14 protein-coding genes are annotated in these 17,028 nt (G+C 72.4%); 4 read left to right on the forward strand and 10 right to left on the reverse strand.

What is annotated here, in order from left to right; all coding sequences use genetic code 11:
* Positions 1–14: 14 nt before the first annotated feature.
* The 6 genes from yjfF to araB form a co-directional block, all read right to left on the reverse strand.
* Positions 15–1,007 carry a galactofuranose ABC transporter, permease protein YjfF gene (yjfF, locus tag ACLQ22_RS22785; RefSeq protein WP_425694104.1) on the reverse strand — a complete coding sequence of 331 codons (993 nt, stop codon included), beginning with the start codon at positions 1,005–1,007 and terminating at the stop codon, positions 15–17.
* Entirely contained in the window at positions 1,004–2,074 is a 1,071-nt protein-coding gene (locus ACLQ22_RS22790; RefSeq protein ID WP_425694105.1) for an ABC transporter permease, read from the reverse strand. The genes yjfF and ACLQ22_RS22790 overlap by 4 nt, the downstream gene beginning before the upstream one ends.
* On the reverse strand, positions 2,071–3,612 hold the full coding sequence (locus ACLQ22_RS22795; RefSeq protein WP_425694106.1) for a sugar ABC transporter ATP-binding protein: 1,542 nt from the start codon (positions 3,610–3,612) through the stop codon (positions 2,071–2,073). Before ACLQ22_RS22795 ends, ACLQ22_RS22790 begins: the two co-directional genes overlap by 4 nt.
* 89 nt (positions 3,613–3,701) lie before the next feature.
* Complete coding sequence (locus ACLQ22_RS22800) at positions 3,702–4,700, reverse strand: ABC transporter substrate-binding protein (protein WP_425694107.1); 999 nt, start codon at positions 4,698–4,700, stop codon at positions 3,702–3,704.
* A 101-nt stretch (positions 4,701–4,801) separates the two neighbouring features.
* Positions 4,802–5,485: an L-ribulose-5-phosphate 4-epimerase gene (locus ACLQ22_RS22805; protein ID WP_425694108.1), complete on the reverse strand. Its 684-nt coding sequence runs from the start codon at positions 5,483–5,485 to the stop codon at positions 4,802–4,804.
* Entirely contained in the window at positions 5,482–7,167 is a 1,686-nt protein-coding gene (gene araB / locus ACLQ22_RS22810) for a ribulokinase (protein WP_425694109.1), read from the reverse strand. Before araB ends, ACLQ22_RS22805 begins: the two co-directional genes overlap by 4 nt.
* Positions 7,168–7,723: 556 nt before the next feature.
* On the opposite strand from araB, the gene ACLQ22_RS22815 reads away from it, so the two are divergent.
* Entirely contained in the window at positions 7,724–9,241 is a 1,518-nt protein-coding gene (locus ACLQ22_RS22815; RefSeq protein ID WP_425694140.1) for a glycoside hydrolase family 27 protein, read from the forward strand.
* Positions 9,242–9,263: 22 nt separating this feature from the next.
* Here the strand turns inward: ACLQ22_RS22815 and ACLQ22_RS22820 are convergent, their stop codons facing one another.
* On the reverse strand, positions 9,264–9,845 hold the full coding sequence (locus ACLQ22_RS22820; RefSeq protein WP_425694110.1) for an STAS domain-containing protein: 582 nt from the start codon (positions 9,843–9,845) through the stop codon (positions 9,264–9,266).
* Between the two features lie 196 nt (positions 9,846–10,041).
* On the opposite strand from ACLQ22_RS22820, the gene ACLQ22_RS22825 reads away from it, so the two are divergent.
* The gene (locus tag ACLQ22_RS22825; RefSeq protein WP_425694111.1) at positions 10,042–10,992 is read left to right on the forward strand and encodes a tetratricopeptide repeat protein; all 951 of its coding nucleotides are present in this window, start codon (positions 10,042–10,044) and stop codon (positions 10,990–10,992) included.
* 52 nt (positions 10,993–11,044) lie between these two features.
* Here the strand turns inward: ACLQ22_RS22825 and ACLQ22_RS22830 are convergent, their stop codons facing one another.
* Both ACLQ22_RS22830 and ACLQ22_RS22835 read right to left on the reverse strand, forming a co-directional pair.
* On the reverse strand, positions 11,045–11,821 hold the full coding sequence (locus tag ACLQ22_RS22830; RefSeq protein ID WP_425694112.1) for an SIR2 family NAD-dependent protein deacylase: 777 nt from the start codon (positions 11,819–11,821) through the stop codon (positions 11,045–11,047).
* Between the two features lie 129 nt (positions 11,822–11,950).
* On the reverse strand, positions 11,951–12,574 hold the full coding sequence (locus ACLQ22_RS22835; protein WP_425694141.1) for an alpha/beta fold hydrolase: 624 nt from the start codon (positions 12,572–12,574) through the stop codon (positions 11,951–11,953).
* A 433-nt stretch (positions 12,575–13,007) separates the two neighbouring features.
* On the opposite strand from ACLQ22_RS22835, the gene ACLQ22_RS22840 reads away from it, so the two are divergent.
* Positions 13,008–13,736: a DUF899 domain-containing protein gene (locus ACLQ22_RS22840; RefSeq protein WP_425694113.1), complete on the forward strand. Its 729-nt coding sequence runs from the start codon at positions 13,008–13,010 to the stop codon at positions 13,734–13,736.
* 24 nt (positions 13,737–13,760) lie between these two features.
* Here the strand turns inward: ACLQ22_RS22840 and ACLQ22_RS22845 are convergent, their stop codons facing one another.
* Positions 13,761–14,417, reverse strand: coding sequence for a M23 family metallopeptidase (locus ACLQ22_RS22845; protein ID WP_425694114.1), 657 nt, complete (start codon positions 14,415–14,417; stop codon positions 13,761–13,763).
* Positions 14,418–14,558: 141 nt separating this feature from the next.
* On the opposite strand from ACLQ22_RS22845, the gene ACLQ22_RS22850 reads away from it, so the two are divergent.
* The gene (locus ACLQ22_RS22850) at positions 14,559–17,027 is read left to right on the forward strand and encodes a low temperature requirement protein A (protein WP_425694142.1); all 2,469 of its coding nucleotides are present in this window, start codon (positions 14,559–14,561) and stop codon (positions 17,025–17,027) included.
* Position 17,028: the final 1 nt, after the last annotated feature.

A 17,028-nucleotide genomic window follows, 5' to 3' on the forward strand; every position in this document is an offset into this window, starting at 1 on the left:
CGCGAGATGGGCGGTCACTTGAGGCGGATGCCGATGAGACGCTGGAGGAGGATGAAGGCGAAGAGCAGGCCACCGATCACGATCCTCGTCCACCAGGAGTTCAGGCTCCCGTCGAAGGTGATCAGGGTCTGGATCACGCCCAGCACCAGCACACCCAGCACGGTGCCGAACACGTAGCCGGACCCGCCGGTGAGCACGGTGCCGCCGATGACGACCGCCGCGATCACGTCCAGCTCCATGCCGACGGCGATCAGCGGTGCGCCGGAGAGCGTGTAGAACGACAGCAGGATGCCGCCGACGGCCGAGCAGAGCCCGCTGACCGTGTAGACGGCGATCCGGGTTCGGCCGACCGGAAGGCCCATCAACAGCGCCGACTGGGGGTTGCCGCCGATCGCGTACACGTTGCGGCCGAAGCGGGTGTACGCCAGCACGTACGCGGCGACCAGCACCACCGCGAACGCGATCAGCACGACGACCGACACGAAGTTGCCGCGCGGGTCGCCGATGCGCTCCTGGGAGACCGCCGTCCAGAAGCCGTCGGTGATGGGGATGGACGCGTCGCTGATGAACGTGCACATGCCGCGGGCGAAGAACATCCCGGCGAGGGTGACGATGAACGGCTGGATCTCGAAGAAGTGGATGGCGCAGCCCATCAGGAACCCGAGTGTCGGGCCGATCAGCAGCGCGACGGGCAGCACCAGGGCCGCGGGCACCCCGTTCTGCAGCAGTGACGCCGACACCATGGCGGTCATCGCGACGACGGAGCCGACCGACAGGTCGATGCCACCGGTGAGGATCACGAAAGTCATGCCGACCGCGACGACCAGCAGGAAGCCGTTGTCGATGAAGACGTTGAGGACCACCTGCGCGTTGGAGAACGCCCGGTACTGGGACACGCCGACGCCGTACATGACCAGCAGCAGGGCGAGGGTGGCCAGGACCGGGACGTGCCGTCGGGGCACGCGGGGACGCCGGCCACGGGCGGTGGTCAGAGACGTACTGCTCATGACGGCACCTGCGCCTTCTCCCGCCGTGGCACCGTCGGCCCGGGCGTGGCCCCGCCCCGGCGGCGGCTGAACCTGGCCCGGAACGCCGGCGACTGGATGAGGCAGACGGCGATGACCACGACCGCCTTGAACAGCAGCGACGTCTGTGGCGAGATGTTCATCGCGTAGACCGTGGTGGTGAGGGTCTGGATGATCAGCGCGCCGAGGATGGTGCCGCCGAGGGAGAACCGGCCGCCGGCGAGGGACGTGCCGCCGATGACCACCGCGAGGATCGCGTCGAGCTCCACCCAGAGGCCGGCGGCGTTACCGTCGGCGCTGGAGACGTTGGCGGTCATCATGAACCCGGCGACCGCGGCGCAGGCGGCGCTGACCACGTACACCAGGAAGATGACGCGGCTGGAGCGGATGCCGGCCAGCCGGCTCGCCTCGGCGTTGCCACCGACCGACTCGACGATCAGGCCGAGCGCGGTGCGACGGGTGAACGCGGCGATGAGCAGGGCCGCTGCCAGGGCGATGAAGACGGCCAGCGGGAGGGTCAGGAAGTGCCCGAGCCCGATCGCGCGGTACGGACCGGAGTTGATCGTGATGATCTGCCCCTCGGTGACCAGCTGCGCGAGCCCCCGGCCGGCCACCATCAGGATCAGCGTGGCGATGATGGGCTGGATGCCGATGACGGCGACCAGCACCCCGTTCCAGGCGCCGAGCACAAGCGCGGCGCCGAAGGCCAGCGCCAGCGCGGTGAACACGGTGGACGGGCTGTCCTGGTCGGACGCCTGGCTGATGTGGAGACAGGCGATGGCGCCGCTCGTCGCGCAGAGCGAGCCGACGGACAGGTCGATCCCGCCGGTGGCGATCACCAGGGTCATGCCCAGCGCGACAAGGATCAGCGGGGCGCTCAGCCGGAGGATGTCGACCGGGGTGCCGTAGAGGTGCCCGTTCTTGACCTCGATGGCGAGGAAGCCGGGTCGGTGGATCGTGTTGGCGGCGATCATGACCGCCAGCACCAGCGCGGGCCAGAACAGCCGGTGGCCGGCCAGCGGCCGGAGGCGGCCGGCGACGGTGTTCATCCGTGGGCCTCCGCGCCGCCGGTGCCACTCGCGATGGTCTGCATGACGCGGTCGGCGTCGAGGGTGCCGTCGTTGTCGAGGTGGGCCACCATCGCCCGGTCACGCATCACGGCGACGCGGTGGCTCAGCCGCAGCACCTCCTCCAACTCGGCGGAGATGAACAGCACCGCCATACCGCCGTCGGAGAGCTGCACCACCAGCTTCTGGATCTCGGCCTTCGCGCCGATGTCGATCCCGCGCGTGGGCTCGTCGAGGATCAGCAGGCGCGGCTCGGTGATGAGCCAGCGCGCCAGGAGCACCTTCTGCTGGTTGCCACCGGAGAGGTTACGCACGGGCAGGTCCGGGTTCGCCGGCCGGATGCTGAGCGCCTTGACGTACCTCTCAACCAGCTCGTCCTGGCGTCGGCGGGGAACCGGTCGCAGCCAGCCGCGCGCGGCCTGCATCGCGAGGATCATGTTCTCCCGCACCGACAGCTCGGGCACGATGCCCTCCGCGCGGCGGTTCTCCGAGCAGAACCCGACGCCGCGGTCGATGGCCTGGACGGGATTGCGCAACGTCGTCGCGCCGCCGTCGACGACGACCCTGCCGTGGTCGGCCCGGTCGGCGCCGAACAGCAACCGCGCCACCTCGGTGCGCCCGGAGCCGAGCAGGCCGGCGAGCCCGACCACCTCGCCGGCGTGGATCCGCAGGTCGAACGGAGCGACCGCGCCCCGGCGGCCGAGGCCCGACGCCTCCACCAACGGGGGCTCGTCGGACCGGACGACGGCCGCCCGGCGCTGCTGCTCGTCGAGGCGCTCCAGCACGTCGAGCTCCTTGCCGATCATCTTCTCGACGAGGCTGAACTGGGGCAGTTCCCCGGTCCGGTACTCCCCCACGAGCGTGCCGTTGCGCAGCACCGTGATGCGGTCGGCGATGCCGTACACCTGGTCGAGGAAGTGGGTGACGAAGAGGATCGCCATGCCCTCGTCACGCAGCTGCCGCATGATCCGGAACAACTGCGCGACCTCGCCGGCGTCCAGGCTGGACGTCGGCTCGTCGAGGATCAGCACCCGGGCCCGTACGTCGATGGCCCGGGCGATGGCGACCATCTGCTGCACCGCCAGCGAGTACGTTCCCAGTTGTGCGGTGACGTCGATGTCGAGGTCCAGCCGGGCCAGGAGTTCCCGCGCCCGCCTGCGCACCTCACCCCACCGGATGGCACCGAGGCGGCGCGGCTCCCGGCCGATGAAGATGTTCTCCGCCACGGACAGGTTGGTGCAGAGGTTGACCTCCTGGTAGACGGTGCTGACGCCGGAGGCGGCCGCCTGCATCGGGCCGCGGAACGCGACCTGCTCGCCGTCGAGGGTGACGGTGCCGTCGTCGATGCCGTGGACGCCGGTCAACACCTTGATCAGGGTCGACTTGCCGGCGCCGTTCTCGCCCATCAGAGCGTGGACCTCGCCGGGGAACAGCCGGAAGTCGACATCGTGCAGCGCGCGTACCCCGGGAAAGGTCTTGCTGATCCCGGTCATGGTCAGGACCGGACGGCTATCCGTCATCCCATCGGACCTCTTCTGGATGGTGTCGGCAGGACAGGAGCGAGCGACTGGTCGGGGTCGCCGTGCCCGGACGGCGACCCCGGCGTCGATCAGTACTTGCGGTCGGGCAAGGCGGCCTTGGCCTGCTCCTGCGTGAAGGTGGTCTCCTCGGTCTCGATCCGGACCGGCACCTCCTCGCCGGCGTGGACCTTCTTCGCCAGGTCCATCAGCTGCGGGCCGAGCAGCGGGCTGCACTCCGCGATGAAGTTGAACCTGCCGTCGGCGAGGGCCTGCATGCCGTCCTTCACCGCGTCGATGGTGATGATGAGGATGTCCTTGCCGGGCGTCTTGCCGGCGGCGGTGATCGCCTCCAGCGCGCCCAGTCCCATGTCGTCGTTGTGCGCGAAGAGCACGTCGATGTCGGGGTTCGCCTTGAGGAACTGCTCCATCACCTGCTTGCCGTCGGCCCGCTTGAAGTCACCCGACTGGGAGGCGACGATCTTCAGGTTCGGGTTGGCGGCGATCGCCTTGGCGAAGCCTTCCTTGCGGTCGTTGGCCGGCGCCGAGCCGGTGGTGCCCTGCAACTCGACGATGTTCACCGGGCCGCTGGCGCCCTTGGTCTGCTCCACCAGCCACTCACCGGCCAGGCGGCCCTCCTTGACGAAGTCCGAGCCGAGGAAGGTCTTGTAGAGCGACTTGTCGGCCGAGTCGACGGACCGGTCGGTCAGGATGACCGGGATGCCGGCGTCCTTCGCCTCCTTCAGGACGGTGTCCCAGCCGGACTCGACGACCGGCGAGAAGGCGATGACGTCGACCTTCTGCTGGATGAAGTTCCGGATCGCCTTGATCTGGTTCTCCTGCTTCTGCTGCGCGTCGTCGAACTTGAGCTCGATGCCCGCCGCGGCGGCGGCCTCCTTGATCGAGGTGGTGTTCGCCGTCCGCCAGCCGCTCTCCGCGCCGACCTGGGAGAAGCCCAGTACGACCTTGTCACCGCCGCCGCTGTCGCCGCCGGCGCCGGTGTCGCTGTTGCCGCAGGCCGTCGCGCTGCCCGCGAGCAGCACGGTGGCGACGACCGCGATGACGGTGCGTGCCGTTCTCCTGGTTCTCATCGGTTCTCCTCGGGATGGTGGGCCGGACACTGGCCTGCGGGCGCGCGTCCGGGTGTGGTGGCGTGTGCGGTGCGGGAGGGGTGGTGTCGTCAGGAGGTTCGTCAGCCGGTGACCGGCCGTTGGCCGTAGGCGTTCTGGTACCGGTCGTGCAGCGAGTCGATGTCGGGCTGGGCGATCCGCAGCGGGTGCCCGACCGCGCGCGCCAGGTGGGCGGTGCGGGCGACGTCCTCGCACATCACCGCGGCCTTCACCGCCGCCCGGGCGTCCCTGCCGATCGTGAAGACCCCGTGGTTGCGCATGAGCACCGCGGGTGAGCGGTGCCCGGAGAGGGTGCTGACGATCCCCTTGCCGATGTCGTCCCCGCCGATCAGCGCGAACGGCCCCACCGGGATCTCCCCGCCGAACTCGTCGGCCTGGGCGGTCAACCAGCACGGGATCGCCTCGCCCCGGGCCGCCCAGGCGGTGGCGTAACTGCTGTGCGTGTGCACGACGCCGCCGACCTCCGGCATGGCGCGGTAGACGTAGGCGTGCGCCGCGGTGTCGCTGGACGGGGCCCCGCCTCCGTCGACGACGGTCCCGTTCAGGTCGCAGACGACCATGGTGTCCGCCGCCAGGTCGTCGTAGTCGACGCCGCTGGGCTTGATCACCAGGAGGTCCTGACCGGGAACCCGCGCCGAGACGTTGCCGGAGGTCCACGCCACCAACTGGTAGCGGGTCAGCTCACCGTGCAGGCGGGCCACGGTCTCCCGCAGCGCGCCCACCTGCCGGGCCACCTCGCTGTTCATCCGACCACCTCCAGAACCGAGTCGGGCTGCGCCACGGCCGCGTCGACGGCCGCGTTCCGGATCGCCCGCAGGCGGAGCATCACGTCGTCGGCGCCGCGGCCGAAGTGGTCGTGCAGCGCGCGGTACTCGGCGTAGAGGGCGTCGTACACCCGCACGTTGTGCGGGTCCGGCTGGTAGACGCCCTCGTCGACCCGGCCCATCGCCGCCGACGCCTCGCGGACCGTGGGATACGCCCCGGCGGCGACGGCCGCGTGGATCGCCGATCCCAGTGCCGGGCCCTGGGCGGAGCCGATGACGCTCAGCGGGCGGTTCATGACATCGGCGTAGATCTGCATCAGCAGCCGGTTCGAGGTGAGACCACCGGCGGCGACGAGGTCGGTCACCGGCACCCCGGCCGAGACGAAGGCCTCGACGATCATCCGGGTCCCGAACGCCGTGGACTCCAACAGCGCCCGGTAGACGTCCTGCGGCCGGGTGGCCAGCGTCAGCCCGACGATCAGCCCGCTGAGGTCGTGGTTGACCAGAAGCGAACGGTTGCCGTTCCACCAGTCCAGCGCCACCAGGCCGTGGGCGCCGACCGGCTGGGCGGCGGCCAACTCGGTCAGCCGCTCGTGCGAGTCCGTCCCGGCGGGGGCGGCGTGCCTGACGAACCAGCCGAAGATGTCGCCCACACCGCTCTGGCCGGCCTCGTAGCCCCAGGCGCCGGCGCTGATGCCGCCGTCGACGACGCCACACATGCCCGGCACGTCGGCCGGGTGGGTGCCGTTGAGGACGTGGCAGGTGGACGTGCCCATGATGGCCACCAGCCGGCCGGGCTCCAGTGCCCGGGCGGCGGCGGCGGTGACGTGCGCGTCGACGTTGCCGACCGCGACGGCGATGCCCGCCGGCAGCCCGGTCCAGGCGGCGGCGCGGGCACTGAGGCTGCCGGCCCGGTCGCCCAGGGGCAGCAGCGGACCGTCCAGCTTGGTCACGAAGTCGGCCAGGCCCGGGTTGAGCGCGCCGAGGTAGTCCGCCGACGGGTACCGACCGTCCTGCCGGATGCCCTTGTAGCCCGCGGTGCAGACGTTGCGGGTCTCCTCGCCGGTGAGCTGCCAGACGATCCAGTCGGCCGCCTCGATGAAACGCTCGGCGCGCCGGTAGATCTCCGGGTCCTCCTCCAGGATCTGCAGCGCCTTCGCGAACTGCCACTCGGCGGAGATCTTCCCTCCGTAGCGGCCGAGCCAGGGCTCGCCCCGCTCGTGGGCCAGCGCGTTGATCCGGTCGGCGTGCGACTGGGCGGCGTGGTGCTTCCACAGCTTCACCCAGGCGTGCGGCCGGTGGCGCAGCTCCGGGATCTCGCACAGCGGGGTGCCGTCGGCGAGCGCCGGCAGGACGGTGCAGGCGGTGAAGTCGGTGCCGATCCCGATGACCAGGGACGGATCCACCCCGGCGTCGGCCACGGCGGCGGGGACGGCGTGGCGCAGGACGTCGCGGTAGTCCTCCGGGTCCTGCAGGGCCCAGTCCGGGGGCAGCGCGGGGCCGCCGCCGGGGAGCGCGGACTCGATGACGCCGTGGCGGTACTCGTGCACCGCGCCCCCGACCTCCGCACCGTCGCGAACCCTGACCACCAGGGCCCGCCCGGAGAGGGTGCCGTAGTCGACTCCGACCACGTACCGGTCCCCGCCACCGTCCACACTGCTCATGCCCACCTCCGCACGACGACGGGCCTAGTGTTAACGCTCACATCCAATATCGTCAAGATATCTCCGCGCAACGGCTCCGTAACGGGGAAGATCGGCGGAACGCTCGTTCCCCGCGCCACGGGCCTCCCGCCAGCCGTCACGCGCCGGCGACGCGCCTGACCTCGCTGGCGAGCGACAGCGGACCGGGCGCCGCACCGAGCCGTCGACCGGTCGAGGGCGGCCGGCCCCATGGCATTTACACAAACCGATGTCAGCGATAACATATGCGCCATCGGCGCGTCGTCGCCCGGCAGCCACCGCGCAGGAACCGACCGCCGCACTCGCGTCGTCAGCGCCGGCGTGGGCAGGGCCCGGCCGCGCGGGCCGCCCTCTCTCCGACGCATCCCGGCGCCGCTCGATCCGCCGACCGAGGAGGAGACACGTGCGTACGCCGAAGCGAAGGTTGACGGCTGCCCTGGGCGTCCTGGCGGTGGCCCTCGCGACGACCCTTGCCGACGGGGTCGTCACACCCCGTCCGGCGCAGGCGCTGGACAACGGCGTCGCCCGGACGCCGCCGATGGGCTGGAACACCTGGAACACGTTCGGCTGCGACATCAACGAGACGCTCATCCGCCAGACGGCCGACGCCATCGTCGCCAACGGGCTGCGCGACCTGGGATACAGGTACGTCGTCGTCGACGACTGCTGGTTCGACCCGAACCGCGACGCGCAGGGCAACCTCCGGGCGCATCCACAACGCTTCCCCAGCGGGATGAAGGCGCTCGGCGACCACCTGCACTCGCGGGGCCTGCTGTTCGGCATCTACCAGGCGCCGCTGGAGCAGACCTGTGCCCAGTACTTCGACGCCTTCCCCGGCTCCACCGGCAGCCTCGGCCACGAGTACCAGGACGCCCGGCAGTTCGCCGCCTGGGGCGTGGACTACCTGAAGTACGACTGGTGCTCGCCGACCGGGACCATCAACGACCAGGTCGCCCGGTTCGGCATCATGCGCGACGCACTGGCCGCCACCGGCCGACCGATCGTCTACAGCATCAACCCGAACAGCATCCACGAGAAGACCGGGCCGCAGCGCGACTGGAGCGACGTGGCGAACCTCTGGCGGACCACCGAGGACATCACGAACGCGTGGAACACCGGCCAGAGCAACGGCTACCCGATGGGGGTCCAGAACATCGTCGACGTCACCGTGCCGCTGGCCGGGTACGCCGCACCGGGCGGCTTCAACGACCCGGACATGCTGGAGGTCGGCAACGGCGGCATGACCGACACCGAGATGCGCAGCCACTTCGCGCTCTGGTCGATCATGGCGGCGCCGCTCATGATGGGCAACGACCTGCGCTCGGCCGGTGCGGCCACACTGGCCATCCTGCGGAACCAGAACCTGGTCGCGGTCAACCAGGACCCGCTCGGACTCCAGGCGGTCCAGGTGTCCGACGACGGCACCCGGCGGGTCCTGGCGAAGCGGCTGGCCGACGGTGACGTCGCGGTCGCCCTGTTCAACCAGGGCAGCTCCACCACGACGGTGTCCACCACGACGGCGGCGGTCGGCAAGACCGGCACCTCGTTCACCCTGCGCGACGCGTGGAGCGACACCACCTCCACCACCACCGGGACGATCTCCGCGAGCGTTCCCGCGCACGGCACGGTGGTGTACCGGGTCAGCGGTGGCGGCACCACCGACCCGCCGCCCCCGACCACGTTCCGGCTGCGCAGCGAGTCAGCAGGGCGCTGCCTCGACGTCGACGACGCCAACACCGCCAACGGCACCCGCACGCTGGTCTGGGACTGTCACGGCAACGCCAACCAGCAGTTCACCCGCAGCGGCCAGACGCTGCGCGTCCTCGGCAAGTGCCTGGACGTCCCGACGACGGCCGCCAACGGCACGCGGGTGCAGATCTGGGACTGCAACGGCGGCACGAACCAGCAGTGGACGTTCCACGGCAACGGCACGGTCGGCAACGTCCGCTTCCCGTCCCTGTGCCTGGACGTCGACAACGGCGGCACCGCCAACGGCACCGCCGTCATCCTCTGGTCCTGCCACGGCGGCGCCAACCAGCGGTGGAGCCGGGTGTGACCGAGGCGTCCGGCAGCCGGATTCAGGGCCGGCGTCCGGGCGCCGCGGTCCAGCCGGCGCCCGTCACCCTGGCGACCGCTTCGGCGCGGCTGTCGTACGCGGTGAGCACCTCGTCCAGGCGCAGGGTCCGCAGGACGATCCGCAGGAACGGCGACGGCGCGGCGAGGCTCAGCGTGGCGCCCCGTGCGGCGCAGTCACGGTGGGCGCCGACGAGCAGCCCCAGCCCGGTGGAGTCGATCAGGCGGACGTTGGTCAGGTCGACGACGATGTGTCCGCCCATGTCGGCGGCGTGCCGCAGGGCCGCACGCAGGGTGCCCGCGCCCTCGACGTCGATGTCCCCCGCGCAGGTGATGACGGTCGCGTCCCCGCGATGGTCGATGCCGAGGATCCCGCCCGGGCCGGCCGTGGTCGCGTCACCGGAACCCGCCAGCAGGGTGCAGTGGGCGCAGCGGTGCGGACCGTCGGCGAGGGGCGAGCCGGTCCAGTCGTGGTCGGACACCAGCTCCCAGACCATTCCGGTCGGGTCGCCCGCCGCCTCGACGACCGTCTCGCCGCAGACGTCGCAGACCAGCGTCGTGTGCTCGTCACTCCGGACGACGCTCATCGTGGCGGTCCCCTCCTTCCACCGCATCCGTGCGGCGCCGTCGCCCACGCGGGCGTGCGCTCCCGTTCAGCCCAACCTGCCGGCCGGGATGCGCGGTCATGCTTCGGGCGGATGACGGTTGTGTGACAGATCCCGCCCGGGCAGGCACCCGGGACGGGTGCGGCGGACGCGTGGACGCCGACAGTAGGGTGTCGACGTGACCTTGAACCCTGCCACCGCCCCGTCCGCCCCCGGTGACATGTTGCTCGCCGAGGCCGAGCGGATGATGGCCGCCGACCCGCTCGACGCCGCGCACCTCGAAGGACTGTGCCGGGAGATCGACGGCCGGATCGTCCGCGGGGACGTGATGATCGGGATCCTGCCGGTCCAGGCGTACGAGGTGCTGCTCCGGGGCTACCTGGCCGCCGCGCGGGCCGGCCGGACCGACGTGTGGGTGCCCCTGGGACGCCGGCTGCTCGACCTGCCGGTCGCGCAGCCGCCGGCATGGCCCTCGCCGCACCCGTTCCCCACCAGCGGGAACGACGTCCTGGACGCGGCCCTGCGCTGCTTCGCCGAGGCCGCCGGGCACGGCAACCGCCAGGGCGCGTACCTGTTCGCCGCCGTAGGCCGGGAGGCCGTGGACCGGGTCGGGCGGTACGCGCTGACGTTGCTGGAGCCGCTGCGCGCCGACGACCCGACCGGGGAGGCGCGCTACTGGTCCGGCATCGTGCACTACCTGCTGGGCGAGGGCGAGGCGGCGGTCGCCTACCACCGGCAGGCCGCCGAGGCCGGCAACGCCGACGCGATGTTCGAGCTGCACGTGCTGCACGACACCGGGGACATGGTGGCGCGCGACGAGGCGGCGGCGCGGCAGTGGCTGCTGCGCGCCGCCGAGCGCGAGCACCCCCGCGCCCTCTACAACGTCGCGGCCGGGTACGCCAGCGGGCGGGGGTTCCCCCGGGACGAGGCCGTCGCCGCCAGCTGGTACGAGCGGGCGGCGAACGCCGGGAACCCGCGGGCCACGGCCACCCTCGGGGTGATGTACCTGCTCGGCTCCGGAGTGCCCACCGACCCGGCCCGCGCCGCCGAGTGGCTCGACCGGGCCGAGGCCCAGGGATTCGACGTGGACGGCTGGCTGGACCAGCTCGGGATGCGCCGGCCCTCCTGACCCGGCGGGCGCCGGCCGGGCGGTCTGCCGCACCGGACGCTCCCGCGCGTCGTCACGCCGGGTCGGCACCCCAGGCGGCGTGCACGAGGGCGGGAAGCACCTGGGCGGCCGGGCCGCGCAGGTTCACGTCCGCCACGGCGTCCAGGGGCGTCTCCTGCGGGTTGACCTGAAGCACGGTGGCGCCGAAGCGGGCAGCCACCTGCGGGATCTCGGCGGCGGGATACACCAGGCCCGAGGTGCCCACGGTCACGAACAGGTCGCACGTGGACGCCGCCTCCACGGCGGCCTCCAACGCGGCGGTCGGCAACGCCTCACCGAACCACACCACCCCGGGTCGGACGGGGCCCGCGCAGCGCGCGCACCGGGGCGGGGGCACGCGCCGGCCCTCACCCGGCTCCTCCGCGGCCTCATCCGGCACCGGCGCCGGACGGGCGCAGGCCGAGCAGCGCGGCGCGAAGAGGCTGCCGTGCAGGTGGATCGGCGCGACCGAGCCGGCGCGCTCGTGCAGGTCGTCGACGTTCTGCGTGACGACGACCGTGCCGGGGACGCGTGCCTCGATCGCGGCCACGGCCACGTGAGCCGCGTTCGGGCGGGCCCGTCGCACGGTGGCGCGGCGCCACTCGTACCAGCCCCAGACCAGCGCGGGATCGTCGCCGAATGCCTCCGGCGTGGCGAGCCGCTGCGCGTCGAAGCTGCGCCACAGGCCGGTCAGGGCGTCGCGGAAGGTCGGCACACCGCTCTCCGCGGAGACGCCCGCGCCGGTGAAGACCACGACGCGCCGAGCCTGCGCCAACAGCGCCGCGGCCTCCCGCACCGACCGCTCCCCCATCTGACCTGCTCCCTTCGACCCGGACCCGCCGGGCAAGACTAGTGCGGTCGCCGTGCCGGTCCGGCGGGGGCGGCGCCGGACGGCTCGCCGGCTGCCGCCCGGGCGGTCGGGCGCTCCGGGTCGGGCGGTTCAGTGCCGGGCGCGGGCGGCGAGGAAGCCGTCGACCGCGGCCAGGAACTCCGCCGGCCGGCTGGCGTGCACGTCGTGCCCGGCCGGGATCGTGACGAGGGTGGCGTCGGGCATCCGGTCGACCATCTCGGCGAGCAACTGCTGCGGGATGGGGCTGTCCGGGCCGCCGCCCACCACCAGGGTCGGCACGTCGACGGCGTCGGTGCGGTCCCACCAGGCCGGGTCGGGGTCGTTGAGCTGGGCACGGATGGCGTTGACGGCGGCGAAGTCGAACGGCGTGGGCGCGTCCGGCGGGGGCAGGGGCGGCCGTTCGAGGGCGCCCGGTCGGGGTGCCGCCACGTCCTCCAGGATCAGATGGGTCAGTCGGTGCGGGGCGGCCTCGGCGAGCAGGATCGCCACGGCCCCACCCATGGAGTGGCCGATCACCACGCACCGCTCGACCTCGACCGCGTCGAGGAACCCGACGAGGTCGTCGCGCATCGACTCGAGCGAGTACCGGCCGGGGTGGTCGCTGCGGCCGTGGCCGCGCAGGTCCAGCGCGTACACCCGGTGCCGGGCGGCGAGCGCGGCCAGGACGCCGTGCCAGTCGCGTTCGTCCTCGCCGAGGCCGTGCAGCAGCACCATGGGTGGGTCGGTCGGGTCGCCGGCGACGCGGTAGGCCAGGGCCACTCCGTCGACCGTGACGGCCCGCAACGCCCCGATGTTCGACTCGGACACGCGCCACACCGTATCGCCGGGGGCGGCGAGGCGTCGCCCCCGACCGCGGGAGGGCCGGGTGCGGGCGGCTCCCGTCGTCGCACCCGAGCGCCAGGAGCGACACGGGCCTTCTTCGAGAGTGCGCACTTCACCGGCTCACGCCGGTTCCGTTTCCCGGCACGCGGGACGGCCGGGCGTCGAGGGCGGACCGGCCGACCTGCACATCGTCCCCGACCGGCCGGCGGAATCGCCGGAACGGAATCCGGAAATGGGAATCCCAAGGCACCGGGCGGAGGCTGGTGTCGTTCCGTGCCGCCCGACAAGAATGGGCCAGGCGCTCCAGCGGAAAGGCGTGTCCTCGATGATTGAACCGAAGGTCGTGTCCCGGGACGAGTGGATCGACGCCCGCAAGGAGCTGCTCGACCACGAGAAGGAGATCACCCGCCTGCGGGACCGGGCCACCGCGCTCCGGCGCCAACTGCCGGCGGTCGCCATCGAGAAGGACTACTCCTTCACCGGACCCGCCGGCCCCGTCCGGCTGGCCGACATGTTCGAGGGACGACGACAGTTGATCGTCTACCATTTCATGTTCGACCCGGAATGGGCCGAGGGATGCACGAGCTGCTCCCTGCTGGTCGACAACTTCGGGCACCTCACCCATCTGCACGCCAGTGACACGACGCTCGCCGTGGTCGCCCGCGCGCCGTTCTCGACCATCGCGGCGTTCAAGAGCCGGATGGGCTGGCGCTTTCCCTGGTACTCCTCGCACGGCAGCGACTTCAACTACGACTTCCACGTCACCATGGACCCGGCCGTCGCCCCGGTGGAATACAACTACAAGGACGCCGAGACCCTGGCGGCGCAGGGCCTCACCCACCACCTGCGGGGCGAGAGCCACGGCCTGAGCGTCTTCGTCCGCGACGGCGACCGGATCCTGCACACCTACTCCGTGTACGGCCGCGGCCTCGACCCGCTGCTGAACACGTACAACTTCCTGGACCTCACGCCGCTGGGTCGGCAGCGCTACGTCAACGAGTTCCCCCACCACGACACCTACGACACGGACGCCGCCGGCAACCGCGGCCACTGACCTCCCGCCGGCGACCGGCGGCGGTCATCCGGGCACGCAGTTGTTGCTCTTGCGCTTGACCGTGTACTCGGTGTCGTCGTGGGTGATGCCCGACGGCACCCCGTCGAAGTACGCCTCGACCTTCTCCCAGCCCCGGCGCTGCTCGTAGTGCAGGTGCGGCGCCCCGGAGTTGCCGGTGCTGCCCACCCGCCCGATCTGCTCACCCTGGGCGACCCGCTGACCGACCCGGACCAGCGGCGGTTCGAGCAGGTGCAGGTACTGCGTCTCCCACTTGCCGCCGTGGTCGATCTTCACCCAGTAGCCGCCGCCGCGGCCCCGCGGTCCGTCCGGGTCGTCGGGCGTACGGCCACCCAGCGACCCGTTGATCCCCGCCACGGTGACCTCCCCCGCGTAGGACGCGAGCACCGGCCGCCCCCACGCCCTGCCCTCGGTCGGGAACAGGTCGACGTCGTAGTCGTCGTGACCGGGATAGGTGCCCAGCTGCCACGTCTCCCCGCACGCGACGGGAAGCTGGAACAACGGGCGTGGACCCGCCGGCCGCACCAGCGGCACGACCACCGCGACGACGAACACGGCGACGGCGAGGACCACCGCGACCGCGCCGGAGACGAGCACGATCCGGGTGCGGCGGCTGCGGACGCGGCGGTGGGTGCGGGGAGTGCTGGGGCGACCGGTCGTCACCGGCCCGAGCATGGCAGACGCCGGCAAGGCGCCCGCCCCCGGGCGGTCGGCGGTACGCCCGACGACTCCCGACGCCCCCGGCTCGGCTTCGGCGATCCCGCGTGGCGCCCGCCCGCCGGTTGGGAGAGTGGTCGGGTGGCGATGAGGGCGTCGGGGACGGGGCGGATCCGCGCCGCGGTGTCCGGGCGGATCCAGCCCGGTCCGGGTGGGGTGACCCGCCTGGAACTGTTCCTCGACCTGGTCTTCGTCTACGCGTTCTTCAACGTCACCGAGCTGATGTCGGCGAACTTCCACCCCGTCGGGCTGTTCGAGGGGTTCCTGGTGGTCGCGCTGCTGTGGCGGTGCTGGGCGTCGTACGCCTGGTTCGGCAACACGGTGCGCTTCGACCGGGGGATCATGCCGTTGGTCGTCTTCGGGGCGGCGGCCGGCATCTTCGTGGTCGGTGTCGCCCTGCCGGTGGCGTTCGCGGACCGGCCGGGTGGCCTGTGGGGTCCCCTCGTCTTCGCCGTCGCGTTCGTCCTGGTGCGCCTCGTGCCGGTGGCGGTCACCACCCTCGCCGGGCTGAACGCCGGCGACCGGCCCCTGTTCGCCCGGCGCGCGTGGTTGCCGCTGTGCGTCACCTCGCCGCTGCTGCTGGCCGCCGCGTCCCTGCCGGCGCTGCTGCCGGACTGGCCGCCGGTGCACCTCGCGCAGGTGGTGCTGTTCACCGTGGCCACCGCTGTCGACTACGCCGGCCTGGCGGGGCTCGGCTCGGGCGACTGGCAGCTCGGGTCCGTCGGCCACTGGGCGGAACGGCACAGCCTGATCGTGCTCGTCGCCCTGGGCGAGACGATCATCTCGATCGGCACCAGCCGGGGCCTGGTGGGCGATCGGCCGATCACCTGGTCGGTGCTCATGGGATCGGCCCTCGGCGTCGTCGTGGTGATCATGCTGTGGTGGACCTACTTCGACCTCGCCCGGTTCGCCGCCGAACAGTCGCTGCGGCGTCTGCCCGGCGGCGTCACGTCGCTGGTGGGCCGCGACGGCTACGCGCTGCTGCACCTGCCGATGGTCGGCGGCCTGATCCTGCTCGCGCTCGGCCTCAAACACGCCCTGAGCGCGACGGAGGTGAGCACCGCAGGCCGCTGGGGCACGGGCAGCGTGCTCGCCCTGCACGGCGGGGCGCTGCTCTACCTGCTCGGGCTGCTGGCCTTCGAGAAGCGCGGGTTCAACCTGGTGGGGCGCAGCGTGGTGCTCGGCATCGGGCTGCTGCTCGCCGCCGCACCGGTGGCCCTGCACGCGCCGGCGCTGGGATCGCTGGCGGTGCTCGCCGCCTGCCTGGGCGCCGCCATGGTCGCCGACCGTACCGTCTTCGCGCGTCGGCACCGCCGGCTGCACGAGGCGATCGCCGGCACGGTGCGGCGGGCGGCGGTGGTCCGCCCGCACCAGCTCTTCCTCGACCTGATCGTCGTGTACGCGTTCATCCAGATCACCGTCCTGGTGACCCGCCAGCCGTCCCCGGCGGGGCTGGCGCAGGGCCTCGGTGTCCTGGCCCTGCTGTGGTGGTCCTGGTGTCTGTACGCCTGGCTGGAGAGCGTGGCGCCCCGTTTCACCCCCCTGGTGCGGGCGACGGTGCTGGCGGCGGGCGCGTCGGCCTTCGTGCTCGGCGTCGCCATCCCGCAGGCGTTCAGCCGCGTACCCGGTGGACTGCCCGGCCCGCTGATCGTGGTGACCTGCTACGTGGCGCTGCGGGTGCTGCACCTCGCCTCGTTCTTCCGGGTCGCGTGGGGCGATCCGGCGCTGCGGGCCCAGGCGACCCGGGCCGCCGTACCCACCGCCGCGGCGCTGGCGCTGCTGGTGGGCGCGACGCTGACCTTTCCCCCGATCGGCCAGCCCATCTCGCCGCTCAGCGCGGCGTGCTGGACGGCCGCGGTGGTGGTGGACCTGGCGGGCGGCTACCTGACCGGCGCACGGGACTGGGGGATCCGCTCCATCGAGCAGTGGACGCACCGGTACAACCTCGTCGTGCTCGTCGCCCTCGGGGAGGGCTTCATCTCCACCGGCGTCGCACTGGCCGACACGTCGATCTCGGCGGCGTCCCTGGTCACCGTCGCGTTGATCGTCACCCTGCTCGCCGCCCTGTGGTGGACGTACGTCGGCACCGACCGCGTCCTCGACCGGCGGCTGTCGCAGGTGTCGACCGGCCCACGCGGGGCGGCGCTGGCCCGGGACGCCTACACCTACCTGCACCTGCTGACCGTCGCCGGTCTGATCCTGGTCGCCCTCGGCCTGACGACGACGCTGGCGCAGGTGGCGCAGCGGCCGGGCGCGCCGCTGGCGTCGCTGGGACACGCCGCCCTGCACGGCGGCGTGTTCGTCTTCCTCGCCGGCGACCAACTGATCTGGAGACGCGCGACGGGCCGGTTCTGCCGGCGTCGGATGCTCGGACTGCTGGTGGTGGCGCTCGCCGCTCCGGCTACCGCCGCGCTGCCCAGCCTCGCGTCGCTGGTGCTGCTCGCGGCGGTCGGCGTCGCGGTCGCCACGACCACCTCGCTGCGCGCCGTCGCGCCGCCGCCGGCAGGCGCCGGAGGGAAACGGGTCGGCGGAACGGCCCCCCGACCGACACAATGAG

It is taken from the genome of Micromonospora sp. DT178 (assembly GCF_049841695.1).
GTDB lineage: Bacteria > Actinomycetota > Actinomycetes > Mycobacteriales > Micromonosporaceae > Micromonospora.